We start from the raw sequence: 17048 nt of genomic DNA on the forward strand, positions 1-17048 counted from the left end.
CAAATCAAGCATAATTTGCTGTCTAATTATTTAATACAGCAACTCAAACGCCCAAGTATTCCTATGTGCTTGGTTTAATTGAAATTGTCCCGTGGCGCGGCTCCCTCCGCTCCCTATTTGTGCCAGTTGCGTAAGTCCTGAGTAATTGTAACTTTCCACGCAAATTCATTCTCCTCGCGGTTATCCCACCATTGCTGCTCTGGTGCAAACTCCTCAAAGCGAATCGGCTTAGTTTTAGAATATGACTTATACCCCACTGGGTAGGGGTGTTCATAATACCAGATAGTTTCTGTGGGTTCTCCTTTAGTGAAAAATAGCAGATTAGTCTTAATACCTGTGTAGGGATTAAATACCCCATTTGGTAACCGCACAATTGTATGTAGATTGCAATCTTGCAGCAGTTTTTCCTTAATGCGAGTTTTCACACCTTCCCCAAACAGGGTTCCATCGGGTAAAACTATTGCGCCTCTACCGCCTTCTTTGAGTAAATTAACAATCAGCACTAAAAATAAATCTGCTGTTTCCTTGGTGCGGAAGGTAGCGGGGAAATTATCCTCAATTCCATCTTCCTCCATCCCCCCAAAAGGCGGATTAGTAATAATGACATCTACCCGTTCTTGAGGACTGTAATCCCGCAATGGTCGCGCCAAAGTATTATCGTGTTCGGCTGCGGGTATATCAATACCATGTAAAATCAAATTAGTTATACACAGGTTATAAGGTAAGGGCTTTTTCTCGGTTCCGCAAATTGTCTTTTGCAGAACTTGTGGGACATCAGCACTTTGGAAATGTTGGCGAATGTAATCAATAGTTGCTGTTAAAAAGCCACCTGTACCACAAGCGGGATCAAGGACAATTTCCCCTAATTGTGGTTTGATTCTATCGACAATAAACTTAGTCACCGCACGGGGAGTATAATATTCTCCTGCATTTCCCGCACTTTGCAAATCTTGGAGAATCTTTTCATAAATTTCGCTGAACTGTTTTTTCTGCTCTTTTTTATTAAAGTCAATTTCATTAAGTTTGTTAATTACTTGGCGGATGAGAGTACCATTTTTCATATAATTGTAGGCATCTTCAAATACCTTACCAATCATTTGCCCACGGGGATCATTGGTGGTAGTTCTCAGGTCTTTGAGAGTTTTAAATAAACTATTATCGACAAAATCTAGTAAAGCATCTCCGGTAATTCCTTCTGCATCCGTAGCCCAGTTACGCCAGCGTAAACTTTGAGGAATAGGAGATTTATAATTATCCTCTAGGAGTTCGTATTCTTGTTCACGAGCATCAAAAACCTTGAGAAAAATCATCCAAACTAATTGACTGATGCGTTGTGCGTCACCATCAACGCCCGCATCTTTGCGCATAATATCTTGAATGGTTTTAATTGTAGTGCTGATGGGCATAATAAATTTTGTCTTTGTCCCGTTTGTCCTGGTGGGTTGCTCAATGTCTTAACCAGGATACTGGTAAACCCCACTACATAGCAAGGTCATAAATTTTCTGTTTTAATTCTTGCAAAATTTGTAAATAATTCTGCTTACCGCCAAAAATATTAATGATCTCTAAGGGAGTACCTAAATCACTGATGGGTTTAACTTTTAACACATCCAGAGTTTCAATATCTTCAACTCCCCGATCAGCGTACTTATCTAACAAAGCATTTAAAACCGTTCTGGCTTGTTCCCCATACCTGCTAAAGTAGTTACCCTTGCGGACATTGTTCGCCCTTTCCTTGCGTGTCAGTGGTGGTTGGTCAAAAACGACATGACAAATTAAATCTAAGGGGTCAAAATCCTGACCAATCTCTTTTTCTAAAGCTTCCCAAAGTACACCCAATTCTTGTAACTCCTGAATAATCGCCTGTTTCTGCTCACTAGAGCGCCATTTTTTTAAGAAAACATCTAATGAGGCGTACTCCTGAGTCACTGTTTTGCGAGTATAGTCTTTAATTGATTCTGTAATTAGCTTACCGTCTTTACCGTAGTATTGCTCCCGAATCAGAGTAACGTTAACTTCTTGATCTGCAACTACATACTTTTCTCGCTTCTGCTTGCGGCTAATTTCACCATCATCTATGATTTGCTCATCATCCCCATGATCAGGGGGATTAACTGGGTCATCGGGTTTGGGTTGATAAATTTGTACAGGTTCACCATCAAAGTCAGGGTCAGCAAATAACTGGGTTGCTTTCTTAAAATCTATAATGGTGAAGAACATTTTACCGTAGTCTTCATCAATGCGAGTTCCCCGCCCAACTATCTGCTTAAATTTAGTCATAGACAGAATGCGCTGATCTAAAACAATCAACTTGCAAGTTTTAGCATCAACACCGGTGGTGAGTAACTCAGAGGTGGTAACAATGGTGGGATATTTACTTTCTGAGTTGATAAAATTATCTAATTCTGCCTTACCTTGAGCATCATCCCCAGTAATTCGCATAATGTAGCGACTATTCTTGGCGACTAAATCAGTATTTTCATTCACCAATGCTACCCGCATCCGTTCCGCGTGGTCTGTGGTTTCACAAAAAACGATAGTTTTGGCAAAGCGATCGCTGGATTTGAGATAATCAGAAATTATCCGTGCTACTAACTCAGTGCGCTTCTCTAACACCAGGGTTTTATCAAAATCTTGCTGATTAAATATCTGGTCGGGAATTTCTTTACCGTATTTATCCCGTTGTCCTGGTTTCGGTTTCCATCCACTCAAGTCTAGATCAAAATCAATGCGAATAACTTTATAAGGAGCTAAAAAGCCATCTTCAATCCCTTGTTTCAGGGAATAGGTAAAAACTGGCTCACCAAAATAATCAATATTAGAAACTTCCGCTGTTTCCCTGGGGGTAGCTGTCAAGCCAATCTGGGTAGCACTGCTAAAATAGGTTAAAATATCTCGCCATGCTGAATCCTCATTGGCGCTTCCCCGGTGGCACTCATCTATTATAATTAGGTCAAAAAAATCTGGAGAAAATTGGCGATAAATGTTTTTCGCCCCTTCATTTCCCGTCACTGCTTGATATAGGGAGAGATAAATTTCATAGGATTTATCTACCTGTCGCTGCTTAATTTTCGTCATTTTTGAGCCAAAGGGTTTAAAATCATTGACTCTAGTTTGATCAATTAAAATGTTGCGGTCTGCTAAAAACAGAATACGCTTTTTTGCTCCCGACTTCCACAACCGCCAGATAATTTGAAAAGCTGTAAAAGTTTTACCTGTACCCGTGGCCATCACTAACAAAATCCGGTTTTGTCCTTTGGCGATCGCCTCAATTGTGCGGTTAATAGCAATTTGTTGATAATAGCGGGGTTGTTTTTGCTCAGGACTGGGGTAGTAATCTTGGGAAATAATCCCCTGAATTTCCCAGTCAATCCCCTTCCAATTACAGTATTTTTGCCAAAGGTCTTCCGGTGTGGGGAACTGGTCAAGGGGAATTTCTCGCTCTCGCTGTCCCTCGGTCATAGTGCGATCGCACATCATAAAAGCGTCCCCATTAGCACTAAAGATGAATGGGACATCAATTAATTCACCAGTGGCGATCGCCTGTTGCATTCCGGCGCTCACACTGTGATTATTATCCTTAGCCTCAATCACAGCTAGTGGTACACCGGGTTTGTAATACAGCACATAATCCGCGCGTTTTTGTTTACCCCGAATAGCAAGCTTACCCTTAACAATCACCCTCCCCTTTGTCAGCGTTACTTCCTCTCGAATCTGAGTATTGATATTCCATCCCTGATTCACTAAAGCTGGTGTGATGTACTTTGTACAGATATCACGTTCACTTAAAGATTTCTTATCAATAGCTTCTGACATAAAAGGCCTGCTGAAACTTGAGGTGTGTGAACACAAAAATACACAACCTCAGTATACAAGATTGGGTAGTCACCTTTAACCTCTGTTTCAACCACAACCGCTCACCCTCTCCTAATAAAGGGGAAGACTGGGGGAGACCAAGATTTAATTAACGGTAATGTTCACATCTGGTAGGGAGAGAATTGTTAAATTTTGACCCGCAGTGAATTTTCGCCTCAGCTGATAACCTGCATCTGTCGGTTGTTGGTAAACTTCGACAAGTGAGTTAATATCTACTAATTTTTCGCCAGAATATCAAGAGTGATGGGCGGTTTTACCATCCCCTTACCACTCCTACAACAAAATAATATAAACATATAAACTATATAAATATGGAGCTAAGCGGATTCGAACCGCTGACCCCCTCAATGCCATTGAGATGCGCTACCAACTGCGCTATAGCCCCGAGTCATGCTTTATTATAATCCCTGAAGATTTGACTTTTGTCAAGCTGGATTTATGATTAATCTCTAATTCTTCAGGATTTTTTAAGACAATTGTAACAAATAGGTCATACAATGCCCCATGAGAAAATAAACAACTAACATAGCCGCCGCCGCCATGGCCACTAAGCCCCCAGCCAGCATTAAGGAAAACTCCTTATGCTGTACGGCTTTTTCCATTAGGTGCAAAGACCAGGCCACTAGTGCGATGTCAAATAATAAAATTACAACCAACATAACATTTCTTCATATTTATTCATACTTATACACCAATCTTAACACTATTTCAGAAAACTGGATTGAACTTGTGATAAATCTGGTTAAATTTCCCTAAAATTTTGAACCTTAAGATAACAACCTGACTGGTACCGAGCGATCGCGTAAATACTCCTTAATTTCCCCCACACTTAATTGGCCGTAATGTAGTAATGATGCGAGTAACGCCGCTTCCGCCTTCCCCTGAGTTAAGGCAGTGTAGATGTGTTCACAATTACCAGCGCCACCGGAAGCAATCACAGGAACTTGTACAGATTCCGCGATCGCCCGCGTCAGTGCTAAATCATAGCCAGCTTGAGTTCCGTCAGCATCCATACTCGTTACTAGTAATTCTCCTGCGCCGCGTTTTTCCACTTCCTGTGCCCAAAGTAAGGCATCTAAACCAGTATTTTCCCTACCACCGCGGACGTAGACATCCCAGCCCGGATTTTCCGGGGCAATTCTGCGCCTGGCATCAATAGCAACAACTATGCACTGATTACCAAAGCGATCGCTAGCCCGATTAATCAAGTCTGGATCACGTACCGCTGCCGAATTAATACTAACCTTATCCGCCCCGGCTCGTAACAAAGCTTTAACATTTTCTAAGGATTGAATCCCACCACCCACAGTCAAAGGAATAAACACCTGTTCAGCAGTGCGGTAAACCACATCAATAATTGTGTCCCGATCTTCATGAGTAGCGGTAATATCGAGAAACACTAACTCATCAGCACCAGCCTCATTGTAAACTTTAGCCAGTTCCACCGGATCCCCCGCGTCTTTGAGATCGACAAAGTTAACTCCTTTAACAACCCGTCCCGCCTTCACATCTAAGCAAGGTAAGATTCTTTTAGACAACATAATAAATTTTTCACTCCTGGCTAATCATCTGGAATTTAAATTCTAAATTGACCTGTGTAATTCTCAGCAAAAAAAATTTTTTTTGCTCTAGCCATGGTGGTTTAATCCTCAAACAGTCCTGAACTCAAGGTTGATAGCTGAATTATGGCGATAATCTCCTCGAAAAAACAGCCTCAAGAACCCAACGGGAAACCAAATCAGCCTACCCCGCGTCGCAGTGCATCTGACCAGAAGATTTTGCAACCGTCGGTAACAACTGACGAACAAAGTCACCCAGAAGAGAGTATCAGACCACAGCGATTTGCCGACTACATTGGACAGAAAGACTTAAAGGACGTGCTAGATATTGCCATCAAAGCAGCTAAATCAAGGGGTGAGGTGGTAGATCACTTACTGCTATATGGCCCTCCAGGATTGGGAAAAACAACAATGGCAGTAATTCTAGCATCGGAAATGGGAGTAAACTACAAAATTACCAGCGCCCCCGCCCTAGAACGTCCCAGAGACATTGTAGGCTTACTGGTCAACCTCAAACCTGGGGATGTCCTGTTTATTGATGAGATTCACCGCCTTTCCCGGATGACAGAAGAAATTCTCTATCCAGCCATGGAAGATTATCGCTTAGATATCACCGTTGGTAAAGGTTCTGGCGCTCGCATTAGAAGTATACCACTGAACAAATTTACTCTAGTGGGAGCCACAACCCGTGTAGGCGCTCTCACCTCACCCCTACGCGATCGCTTTGGCTTAGTGCAGAAACTGCGGTTTTATGAAGTTGAGGAACTCAGCCAAATTATTTCCCGCAGCGCCGAGTTACTCAAAACCGCCATAGCAGCAGATGGTGCCACAGAAATTGCTCGCCGTTCCCGAGGTACCCCCCGGATTGCTAATAGATTACTTAAACGAGTCCGTGATTACGCCCAAGTCAGAATATCAGGTAAGATTACAGCAACCGTCGCCGCCGAAGCACTGGAACTATTTCAAGTAGACCCCTGCGGTTTAGATTGGACAGACCGCCGGATGTTGAGTGTGATCATTGAACAATTCAACGGCGGCCCAGTAGGATTAGAAACAATTGCCGCCGCTACCGGTGAAGATACCCAAACCATTGAAGAAGTTTATGAGCCTTACCTGATGCAAATTGGCTATTTAAGCCGCACTCCCAGGGGACGCACCGCCACCACCGCCGCCTACAAGCATTTGGGACTCAAGCCCCCTAATGAACAGTTATCTATGCTGTAATTGGGGGAAAATAAGGAAACTGAGAACTGGAAATTAAGGTAAATCTGGATGGTAAAATTAATTAGTATTTTGTTGAGTTTATTACTAGTATTCACCTGGAGTACACCAGCCATGGCAGTATCCCCAGGAGCTACTATTACTCAAGAACAGCTAGAACAAGGCAATCAACTAGCTAATAAAGCTTTAGCAGCTACAAATAAAGGTGATTTTGCCACTGCGGAAATTTACTGGACACAAATTATTGAGCAGTTTCCCACTAATGCAGGTGCATGGAGTAACCGGGGAAACTCCCGGGTCAGTCAAAATAAATTAGCAGCAGCACTCACAGATTACAACAAAGCTATAGAATTAGCCCCCGATGCAACTGACCCCTATTTAAACCGTGGTGCAGCCTTGGAAGGGTTGGGCAAATGGCAAGAGGCGATCGCCGATTATAATCATATATTAGAATTTGACCCTAATGATGCCATGGCATACAATAACCGCGGTAATGCCAAATCGGGTTTAGGACAATGGCAAGAGGCGATCGCCGACTATCAAAAATCCGTAGAAATAGCCCCTAACTTTGCATTTGCGCGGGCTAACTACGCCCTGGCCCTGTATGAAACCGGTCAAACCGACGCCGCCATCCACGAAATGAAAAACATAGTCCGCAAATATCCTAAATTTGCTGATATGCGCGCCGCCCTCACCGCCGCTTACTGGGTAAATGGTAACAAAGGGGAAGCCGAAAGTAACTGGGTAGCAGCCTATGGCCTGGATAATCGTTACAAAGATATGAACTGGGTGCAAAATATCCGCCGTTGGCCGCCTAGGATGGTAGCAGCTTTAGATAAATTTTTGCACCTTGAGTAATTACCATCGCACAACAGAAATTTTAGCTCCATGGGGGTGGTGCGATAGCATATGGCTTACACCACGCTACCCTATGGGGGTATTATGTCAAACTATACTCATCCGTACTGAGGAGTCACACCACACCCCCACGGTTTTAAACTGAACTATTCTCAGGTAATAGCTGATGTTGCTGACGCCGCCCCTTAATAACCATCTGTACCCCTCCTTTGGGGCCAAACAGTAAGCCTTTACGTATTGGTTGCACTGGCCGACTATCCGCTAATTGCATTTGCCAATTAGACACCACTGTGGCCAAAACCAATTTCATTTCAAACAGGGCAAAAGCCATACCCAAACAGCGGCGGTTACCACCGCCAAAGGGTAAATATTCAGAAGGTGAAAACTGCCTTTCTAAAAAACGCTCTGGCTTAAATGTGAAAGAATCAGGGTATAAATCTTCCCGATGATGGGTTAAATAAACACAGGGGATTAATAAAGTCCCAGGAGCAAACTGATATTCTCCAATTTGTAGCGGTGATTTGACTAATCTAGTCAAAGTATTTATAGCTACTGGGTAAATACGTAAAGTCTCCGAGCAAACAGCATTCAAATAAGGTAAGCGAAAAATAGCATTGGGTTCAGGGTGTTCTCCGAGAGTTTTTAACTCTTGCAATAATTTTTCCCTCACATGTGGCTGTTTGTGAATCCAGTATAAAGCCCACGTCAGTGATGTAGCGGTAGTTTCGTGACCCGCGATTAATAAAGTCATCAACTCATCACGTAACTCCAAATTCGTCATTGCCTCACCCGCTTCATCACGAGTAGCCATCATCAAAGATAAAATATCAGTCCGAGATGAATCAGGCTGTGCTTTGCGTTCTTGAATTTCCGCATAAATAAGTTGATCAATTTGCTGGCGTAAACTTAGAAACTCGCCCCAAGGACTCCACAGACCTAAATCCCGTCGCAGTGATGGAAACAGGAGTATCAATGCTCTCAACGCAGGTCTTTTGGGGTTGAGGATGGTAATTAACATCTGCTTGAGTTGTTCGTAACGTTCCCCTTGCGCCAAACCAAATACAGCCTTTAAAATCACTTGAAAGGAAATGGACTGCATGGATGAGAGGATAGAAATTGTTTCCCCCACTTGCCATTTATTACTCACTTCCTGAGTAATTTCACGAATTAACTGACCATAAGCTAACATACGTTCCCCATGAAAGGGGGGTGCTAACAGCTTGCGTTGTCGTTGGTGTGGCTTACCATCTAAGGCCAGTAATGATTGACTTCCTAATAAAGGCGCTTGAAAGCCAGTAGCGGCACCAGAGTCTAAATGTTTGGGGTCGGTACTAAAAATCTGCTGAATCCCTTGAGGGTGGCTTACGAATACTTGCGGCTTAAAAAGAGGGCCGATGCGGAGAGTGAAAATATCACCATAGGTTTTAGCGCAGTCTTCTAGATATTCCAAAGGGCTACTCAGCCATCGGTATGTCTGTAGCCAAGGGTGAGTTTGGGGGCCATCAGGTAGTTGAAGTGCAGACATTTTGATTATTTTCCCAATAATTGGAGCAAAAATTTGATCAGGTAGTCATTCATGCACCGATTTCTGGATTAATCTGAAAACAAGAATCTCATTCGAGATTCCTATTAATTCTACATTTTCAATTTTAAATTTCCCCGGTTTCCTGTAATTCTAGTATTTTGAGGGCAGTTAGTTGTTCGACGTTACTTAAAACTACCGCTGCACCTGCTGTTAGTAAAGTTTGAGTATAAGCATGACTATGGGCGGCTGTGTCTTGAACGTGGGGCGGTAAAATTCCTACACCAATCCAATTCCGGTGAGGATGAATTTCTCTAGCTTTGTTGACGGTATACATATCAGCTACAGTATCTCCCACATAGATAATTGTTAGATTATTAACTGGATTTCCTAACAGTTCCACGGTGGCAAACAGTCCTGTAGGGTCTGGTTTACCCGGTGCGTCTTCCATGGCAATTAACACTGGTGACTGTAAACCCAGACGTTTTTGTAAAACATAGGTAGCAGAACCACGGGTAGCACCACTAAAAAATCCCCAAGCAATTCCAGCGGTGGTGAGGTTTTCTAAATAACTCGGTTGTAATAATAAGGGTTCGTTACATATATACCCTGTCCAGTTCTCTGGGTCTGTACCGCGATAACGAGATTGGAAAAAGGCAACTATGGCATTGTAATGTAGTTGTAACTGCTGGCGAGTTTTCCCTTGGGATTCACAGTAGCGGTAAATAAATTCTTGGGAAGCTTCCCAATCATTATTCCATAGTCCTTCAGATTTGAGCTGATCTATGTCTTGGGGTGTGGGACGATAGGCGCTGTTGGTGAAATGCTCCACAGTATCCGCTAAAGCCCGACGGTAGGAGTTAGCAACATCCCTGACTACGCCGTCAATATCGAAAACAACAACAGTTTTTACTGAAGATTTTGCCATCATAGGAGATTTTCTATCTTATGAGGTTATGGTAGAGCAATTTGTGACCACTATTTAGTCAATAGGTGAGGTATTGCGTTAGAATAAGCGATCGCATAGCACATACATTGTAAGAATCCCCTGATATTCCCCGGAGGTGTGATTGACCCAATTTATTCTGAAAATTCTGTGGTTAGATGAAAACGTTGCCCTAGCAGTGGATCAAGTTGTAGGCAAAGGTACAAGTCCTTTGACTAAGTACTTTTTCTGGCCTCGCAATGATGCCTGGGAAGAGTTAAAAAAGGAATTAGAAGCTAAACACTGGATTAGTGATTTAGATCGCGTCGAATTGCTCAATAAAGCTACAGAAGTGATTAACTACTGGCAAGAGGAAGGCAGAAGACGACCGATGGCAGAAGCTCAATTGAAATTCCCTGAAGTTGCTTTTACAGGTAGCGCCTAAATATTACTTATGTTTTTAGATACAGTAAGTTGACTGCGGACAAGTACTATATAAATCACAAAAAGACTTGTGGGGTGGGTAGGAAAGCCCGCCCTTCTCAGCCCATAAAATTTGCTGTATCTTGAAATGAGCAGCGCCCCAGGCGCTGTTTTTACGATTGGGAATGCGTATGAGCAACGGATTTCTCACCCATAGGCACTTGCTAGCCACAATACAAAGCTTAAACAAAATATTATCTGTAATTTAGCTTGATCGACAAATAGAAAGACTACAATCAAAACGGACAAATTAGCACTGTAACAAAGGAGGATTACAAAGCTATGTCCGATTTAAACCGAGGAATTATGAAATTCAAGGGTGCCGATTCCCCCAGAGTAGTCACCATCTCTACTGTGCTACTGTTGGGTTCCATTGCCGCCTTAATTATATGGGCTTTACAAGCCGCCTATGCGCTAAACTAAGCCATTAGGAACTAAGATGGACACTGGCAACAACGGTTGATTCCGCAGCCACGTGTCCACCGACCAAGATAGATTAAAACGTCTTCGCTACCATAATGATTCAATCTTGGGGTGTCCTCGTTATTTTAATTGCTTGTCCCCTCTTGGGGTCTTTGCCAATTATTGCTTGGATTACCTATGCCCTGAAGGGTAGAAAATTATCACAAATTGGTACTAAAAACATCAGTGTTTCAGCCGCTTTTTATCACGGCGGCACATGGGTAGGAATCCTGGCGGTTATTTCAGAAGCCCTCAAAGGCATGGGGGCAGTTTTGCTGTGCCGTGTGTTTTTTCACCCTGGATCCCCTTGGGAATTAATTGCTCTAATCGGCCTAGTCTTAGGGAGATATGGGGTGGGTAGAGGGGCTGGAACAACCAATGTTGTTTGGGGGATCCTGGTACATGATCCGCTGGTGGCAATATTTACAAGTTTATTGGCTATTATCAGTTTTATAGTTCTGCGATCTAGGCAATGGGTAAAATTCGGAGTTTTATTCCTGTTTCCTTGGTTGATGTTACTCCTGAATATTGAGGATATACCCAAAATAATGGCGGCTGTGACCCTAGCGGGAGTATTGGGGTGGATTTATACAAAAATTCCCGATGACCTGAATTTACCAGCACCGGAGACTGATGCAGAGTCACAAGCAGCTTTTGCATATTTACGCGGGAATCACCGGATTTTTTGTTTAGATGACGAGTTGGATGCAAATGTGGTGGGACACAAAGCCGCGACATTATCTGAAATTAATCGCTGGGGCTATCCAGTACCTAAAGGATGGGTAATTTCCCCGGTTGATGATCCGGAAAATTTGATGGCAATTATTCAGCCTTCTAATCTGTCTCCTTTGGTGGTGCGCTCCTCTGCTATCGGAGAAGACTCTGAACAAGCTTCTGCAGCCGGACAGTATACAACAATTTTGAATGTTACTACCACCGAGCAATTACGAGATGCGATCGCCCAAGTTCAAGCTTCTTACAATCATCCGTCTGCTGTACAATATCGTCGCGATCGCGGTTTACCAGATATGGCCATGGCTGTGCTGGTACAACAACAAATTCCCAGTGTGTATTCTGGTGTAGCTTTCAGTCGTGATCCCATTAGCCAACAGGGGGATGCAATTGTAATTGAGGCTTTACCAGGTAGTCCCACTCAAGTGGTTTCCGGTAAGGTGACACCAGAACAATATCGCGCCTTTGTGGTGGAAACAGAGAATGTTTCCTCTGTGCAAGTGGTGGGGGAAATGTCTCGGCGGGAAGTAGAAGTACCACAAGCGTTAATCAAACAAGTAGCATATTTAGTCCGCCAACTAGAAAAACAGTATCGCGGGTTACCCCAAGATATGGAGTGGACTTATGATGGTCAAAATCTCTGGGTTTTGCAGTCTCGACCTATTACTACTCTATTGCCGATCTGGACGAGGAAAATAGCCGCCGAGGTCATTCCTGGTGTGATTCATCCGTTAACTTGGTCGATTAATCGCCCCTTAACTTGCGGAGTTTGGGGAGATATTTTTACTGTGGTTTTGGGCGATCGCTCCTGGGGATTGGATTTTACAGACACTGCTACTCTCCACTATTCCCGGGCCTATTTTAATGCTTCCCTGCTAGGAGAGATTTTTTTACGGATGGGTCTACCACCAGAAAGTCTGGAATTTCTCACCAGGGGGGCGAAGATGAGCAAACCGCCCTTAAAGTCCACTTGGGATAATTTACCAGGGTTAATGCGGTTACTCACCCGAGAACTGAGCTTAGAAAAAGACTTTAAGCGGGATTATAGTAAAAAGTTTCTGCCTAGTTTGTCAGAATTAGCACATGAATTAATAGAAGAACTGACAGCAGCCCAGTTATTGGAGAGAATAGATTATATTCTGGAATTACTACGCACTGCAACTTATTACAGCATTTTAGTACCCTTGAGCGTGGCTTTAAGACAGGGGATTTTTCGCGTTAAAGACGGGGAAATTGATCACAGTATAGCTCCGGAGGTAGCAGCATTGCGATCGCTGACTGCTTTAGCGGCACAGGCGAAACAGCAATTACCTGACTCGAAACCGGATCAAGTCTTTGAAGAATTGGCGCAAACACCAGAAGGAGAGAAAATTCTCGATGAATTTAACCAATTGCTGGAAGATTACGGTTATTTGAGCGATGTGGGCACAAATATTGCTGTTCCTACCTGGAAAGAAAACCCCCAACCCATCAAGGACTTGTTTTTACAGTTATGGCAAAATGCAGCAGAGACAGACAAACCGGTGAAGTTGACAAAGCGCAAACGGGGGGTAGTACAGCGACGAGTAGATATTAAAGGACAAGTTACCGAAATTTATTCTCGTTTCTTAGCTGAATTGCGGTGGCGATTTTTAGCTTTAGAGCAAGCTTGCTTAAAATCCGGCTTAATCCAGCAAAGTGGGGATATCTTTTTTCTAGAGTTGAACGAAGTCCGGCGTTTAGTAGCAGGTGATGATATTGAACTGAGGGAAGATTTATCTGAGATAGTAGAATTTAGGCGATGGCAATTCCAGCAAGATACTGAATTTCATCAAATCCCCCTTTTAGTTTATGGTCATACACCACCCCATCCCCTTCCTCCCTCCCCACTGTACTCAGACCAAGTATTACAGGGTATCCCCGCTAGCCACGGTCAAGCGGAGGGTCGGATTAAGATAGTACGAGACTTGCAAGAATTACCAGAAGTAGACAGCCACACAATATTGGTAGTACCTTATACAGACTCAGGCTGGGCACCTTTGTTAGTTAGAGCAGGAGGCTTAATTTCAGAAGCGGGTGGAAGACTGTCTCACGGTGCTATCGTAGCTCGTGAATACGGTATTCCCGCCGTTATGGATGTTTATAATGCTACAGTGAGACTAAGAGATGGGCAACGGGTACGCATAGATGGGTCAAGAGGAATTATCGAATTGTCTAACAAGTTGAGATCAGATTGAAGGAGTGTGTTCTGGTTTCCAGTCAGCAGTTGAGTCCTCCGTGATCTGAGCTAATGCCAGAACCGCAAAATCTTGGTAAGCTGATGTCTAATATCTACAGCACTAAGATTGAGATGATTTAATCCCAACGCTGTATTTTCAGAGAACCAACTAGAAAATGGCTCTTAATCAATCCAGTCTCAAAGAGGATAGTGATGTCGGTGGGAATACGCTACAATTGGCAGAAAGCAGAGATTCAGGCGATATACAACCAGCCATTCCTAGAGCTGATTTATCAGGCTGCTAGCGTGCATCGTCAATATCATGACCCCAGAAAAATACAGGTTTGTAAGCTGATATCAATCAAAACTGGCGCTTGTCCCGAAGATTGTAGTTACTGCGCCCAGTCTTCCCGTTATAAAACTGAGGTAAAGCCCCAAGCACTGCTAGAAAAGGAAACAGTTGTTAACATTGCTCAACAAGCTAAAGCACAGGGTGTGAGTCGGGTTTGTATGGGTGCTGCTTGGCGGGAGGTGCGGGATAATTCGCAATTTGAAACAGTGCTGGACATGGTAAAAGAAGTCACGGATATGGGTCTAGAGGTGTGCTGTACTCTGGGAATGCTCAACACAGACCAGGCCAAACGCCTAGAAGCGGCCGGACTATATGCTTATAATCATAACTTGGATACTTCCCAGGAATATTACAATACTATTATTACCACGAGAACTTATGGCGATCGCCTCAATACAATTGACAATGTAAGACAAACAAACGTCACTGTTTGTTCTGGGGGTATCCTGGGTTTAGGTGAAACTGTCGAGGATCGCGTGGGGATGTTACAGACACTGGCGAATTTACAACCTCATCCCGAGTCAGTACCGATTAATATTCTGTCCCAAGTCCCGGGTACACCCCTAGAAAATCAGCCAGATGTCCCCATTTGGGAAGTGGTGCGCATGATTGCTACAGCCAGAATTATTATGGCAACTTCTGATGTGCGTCTGAGTGCTGGTAGGGCGAGACTTTCTCAAGTGGAACAAGCTTTATGTTTTATGGCTGGGGCTAATTCTATTTTTTCCAGCGATGATCATAAAATGCTCACAGTCACTACCCCCTGTCCAGATTACGACGCTGACAGACAAATGCTAAATTTGCTGGGGTTAGAAATGCGTCCCCCCCAGCAAAGACCCCAACAAGTGACAACTCCCGCAGTTGTGGGATAAACCCACCCCCAACCCCTCCCCCAAGGGAGGATGGGAGCGGCAAAAAATAGGGTAATTCTGGAAAACCCAGAATCACCCCAGTTTTACTGAAACTGCAACCAAAGTTAGTTAAGCAAAAGCAGCAGTTTTGACATCGTTGTTTGTCAAAATCGCCTGCAATTCCTCAGCATCTACTGTTTCTTTCTCCACCAGCATTTTGGCGATTTCATCCAGAATGTGGCGGTTGTTAACCAATACTTCCTTAGCACGCGTATAGGCTACATCAACGAGTTTACGCACTTCTTCGTCAATAGCAGCAGCAGTTTCTTCGGAGAAATCACGCTCTGACATGATATCTCTGCCTAAGAACATATTACCTTGCTGACGACCTAAAGCCACTGGACCGAGGCGATCGCTCATACCAAAGCGGGTAATCATCTGACGGGCCACACGGGCTACTTGTTGCAAGTCGTTAGAAGCACCTGTGGTAACTTCTTCATCACCAAAGATTAATTCTTCAGCCAGACGACCGCCTAAAGCTACCGCCATTTGATTTTCCAGATAAGCACGGCTGTACAACCCTGTATCCATGCGGTCTTCACTGGGAGTAAACCAAGTCAAACCACCAGCACGACCGCGGGGAATAATGCTGATTTTTTGTACTGGGTCATAATCGGGCATTAAAGCACCCACTAAAGCGTGACCAGCTTCGTGATATGCTACTAGGGTTTTGCGCTTTTCGCTCATTACCCTATCTTTTTTCTCAGGTCCAGCTAAGACGCGATCAATGGCATCATTGATTTCATCCATAGCAATTTCAGTTAAATTGCGCCGTGCTGCTAAAATTGCAGCTTCGTTGAGCAAGTTGGATAAATCCGCACCGGTAAACCCAGGAGTCCGACGGGCGATTTTATCCAGGTCTACATCCTTGGCTAAGGTCTTACCACGGGCGTGAACTTTAAGAATTTCGCTACGTCCTGAATAGTCGGGACGGTCTACAACCACCTGACGGTCAAAACGACCAGGACGCAACAGAGCAGCATCTAAGACATCAGGACGGTTGGTAGCGGCAATAATGATAATACCGGTATTGCCTTCAAAACCATCCATTTCGGTGAGTAACTGGTTGAGGGTTTGTTCCCGTTCATCGTTACCACCGCCTAAACCTGCACCCCGTTGACGACCTACCGCGTCAATTTCATCGATAAATACAATACAGGGGGCGTTGGTCTTAGCTTGCTCAAACAAATCGCGGACGCGGGAAGCACCCACACCTACGAACATTTCTACAAACTCAGAACCGGAGATAGAAAAGAAGGGTACACCAGCTTCACCAGCTACAGCACGAGCCAAGAGGGTTTTACCTGTACCAGGAGGACCTACTAACAATACACCTTTAGGAATTTTTGCCCCTACTGCGGTAAAGCGGTCGGCGTTTTTGAGAAAGTCTACTACTTCGTTTAATTCCAGTTTGGCTTGGTCAATACCGGCGACATCACCGAAGGTAACTTGAGTTTGGGGTTCCATTTGCACTCTGGCTTTGGATTTACCAAAGTTCATTGCTTGGTTACCAGGACCACTTTGAGCGCGGCGTAGTAAGAAGAATAAGCCAACCAGAAGTAATACAGGGAAGAATAAACTGCTCAGTGCCTTAAACCAAAATCCTTCATCAGTTTGGGGGAGAACAGAAATATCAACGCCCTTGTCACTCAAATTAGTGATTAAGTCAGGGTCATTGACTAAATTCACAATCTTTTTGTCACCGTCTCTGGAGGTAACAAGTGCTGTAGAGCGGTCTGCACTCAGACTGACTCTATCTACTCTGCCTTTGTCAACTTCTTGAATAAATTGACTGTATCGCCATGTTTCTCTGGTTTGAGGTTGTTTGTCAAAGAATGCTGTTCCTAAAGCGATGACAACTATAAAAAGCAGTGCATAAAGCCCCGCATTTCTCCATCTTTTATTCACTGAGGTCTATCCTCCTGTATTTTGTGTGAGTTAGCGTAGCTT

General features: G+C 43.8%; 13 protein-coding genes and 1 tRNA gene. 6 read left to right on the forward strand and 8 right to left on the reverse strand.

What is annotated here, in order from left to right; all coding sequences use genetic code 11:
• Positions 1–113 precede the first annotated feature (113 nt).
• The 5 genes from NWP22_RS13455 to hisF form a co-directional block, all read right to left on the reverse strand.
• Positions 114–1406: a type I restriction-modification system subunit M gene (locus NWP22_RS13455; protein WP_280801986.1), complete on the reverse strand. Its 1293-nt coding sequence runs from the start codon at positions 1404–1406 to the stop codon at positions 114–116.
• Positions 1407–1479: 73 nt separating this feature from the next.
• The gene (gene hsdR, locus NWP22_RS13460; RefSeq protein ID WP_280801987.1) at positions 1480–3816 is read right to left on the reverse strand and encodes an EcoAI/FtnUII family type I restriction enzme subunit R; all 2337 of its coding nucleotides are present in this window, start codon (positions 3814–3816) and stop codon (positions 1480–1482) included.
• Positions 3817–4188: 372 nt separating this feature from the next.
• Positions 4189–4261: transfer RNA gene (locus NWP22_RS13465), tRNA-Ala, on the reverse strand.
• Positions 4262–4343: 82 nt separating this feature from the next.
• Positions 4344–4535: a hypothetical protein gene (locus NWP22_RS13470; RefSeq protein ID WP_200988426.1), complete on the reverse strand. Its 192-nt coding sequence runs from the start codon at positions 4533–4535 to the stop codon at positions 4344–4346.
• A 108-nt stretch (positions 4536–4643) separates the two neighbouring features.
• Positions 4644–5417, reverse strand: coding sequence for an imidazole glycerol phosphate synthase subunit HisF (gene hisF / locus NWP22_RS13475; RefSeq protein WP_271730543.1), 774 nt, complete (start codon positions 5415–5417; stop codon positions 4644–4646).
• A 144-nt stretch (positions 5418–5561) separates the two neighbouring features.
• Here hisF and ruvB point away from each other — a divergent pair, with 144 nt between their 5' ends.
• Positions 5562–6659: a Holliday junction branch migration DNA helicase RuvB gene (gene ruvB, locus NWP22_RS13480; RefSeq protein WP_271730544.1), complete on the forward strand. Its 1098-nt coding sequence runs from the start codon at positions 5562–5564 to the stop codon at positions 6657–6659.
• A gap of 48 nt (positions 6660–6707) precedes the next feature.
• Positions 6708–7514, forward strand: a complete 807-nt coding sequence (locus NWP22_RS13485) for a tetratricopeptide repeat protein (RefSeq protein ID WP_271730545.1) — start codon at positions 6708–6710, stop codon at positions 7512–7514.
• 136 nt (positions 7515–7650) lie between these two features.
• Here the strand turns inward: NWP22_RS13485 and NWP22_RS13490 are convergent, their stop codons facing one another.
• Both NWP22_RS13490 and NWP22_RS13495 read right to left on the reverse strand, forming a co-directional pair.
• Positions 7651–9039 (reverse strand): cytochrome P450, encoded by a 1389-nt coding sequence (locus tag NWP22_RS13490; protein WP_271730546.1) that lies wholly within the window; start codon positions 9037–9039, stop codon positions 7651–7653.
• Between the two features lie 124 nt (positions 9040–9163).
• Positions 9164–9967 (reverse strand): TIGR01548 family HAD-type hydrolase, encoded by an 804-nt coding sequence (locus NWP22_RS13495; RefSeq protein ID WP_271730548.1) that lies wholly within the window; start codon positions 9965–9967, stop codon positions 9164–9166.
• A 139-nt stretch (positions 9968–10106) separates the two neighbouring features.
• On the opposite strand from NWP22_RS13495, the gene NWP22_RS13500 reads away from it, so the two are divergent.
• From NWP22_RS13500 to bioB, 4 genes are all read left to right on the forward strand, one after another.
• Entirely contained in the window at positions 10107–10406 is a 300-nt protein-coding gene (locus NWP22_RS13500; protein ID WP_200988431.1) for a 30S ribosomal protein PSRP-3, read from the forward strand.
• 320 nt (positions 10407–10726) lie between these two features.
• Complete coding sequence (locus NWP22_RS13505; RefSeq protein ID WP_271730551.1) at positions 10727–10867, forward strand: hypothetical protein; 141 nt, start codon at positions 10727–10729, stop codon at positions 10865–10867.
• A 95-nt stretch (positions 10868–10962) separates the two neighbouring features.
• A complete protein-coding gene (locus NWP22_RS13510) occupies positions 10963–13854 on the forward strand; it encodes a glycerol-3-phosphate acyltransferase (protein ID WP_280801988.1) in 2892 nt (963 codons plus the stop codon).
• A 194-nt stretch (positions 13855–14048) separates the two neighbouring features.
• Entirely contained in the window at positions 14049–15059 is a 1011-nt protein-coding gene (bioB, locus tag NWP22_RS13515; protein WP_271730556.1) for a biotin synthase BioB, read from the forward strand.
• 108 nt (positions 15060–15167) lie between these two features.
• On the opposite strand, the gene ftsH3 is transcribed toward bioB, so the two are convergent.
• Positions 15168–17006, reverse strand: a complete 1839-nt coding sequence (gene ftsH3, locus NWP22_RS13520; RefSeq protein ID WP_271730558.1) for an ATP-dependent zinc metalloprotease FtsH3 — start codon at positions 17004–17006, stop codon at positions 15168–15170.
• Between the last annotated feature and the right edge of the window lie 42 nt (positions 17007–17048).

The organism is Anabaenopsis tanganyikae CS-531 (assembly GCF_029891675.1).
GTDB classification, from domain to species: domain Bacteria; phylum Cyanobacteriota; class Cyanobacteriia; order Cyanobacteriales; family Nostocaceae; genus Anabaenopsis; species Anabaenopsis arnoldii.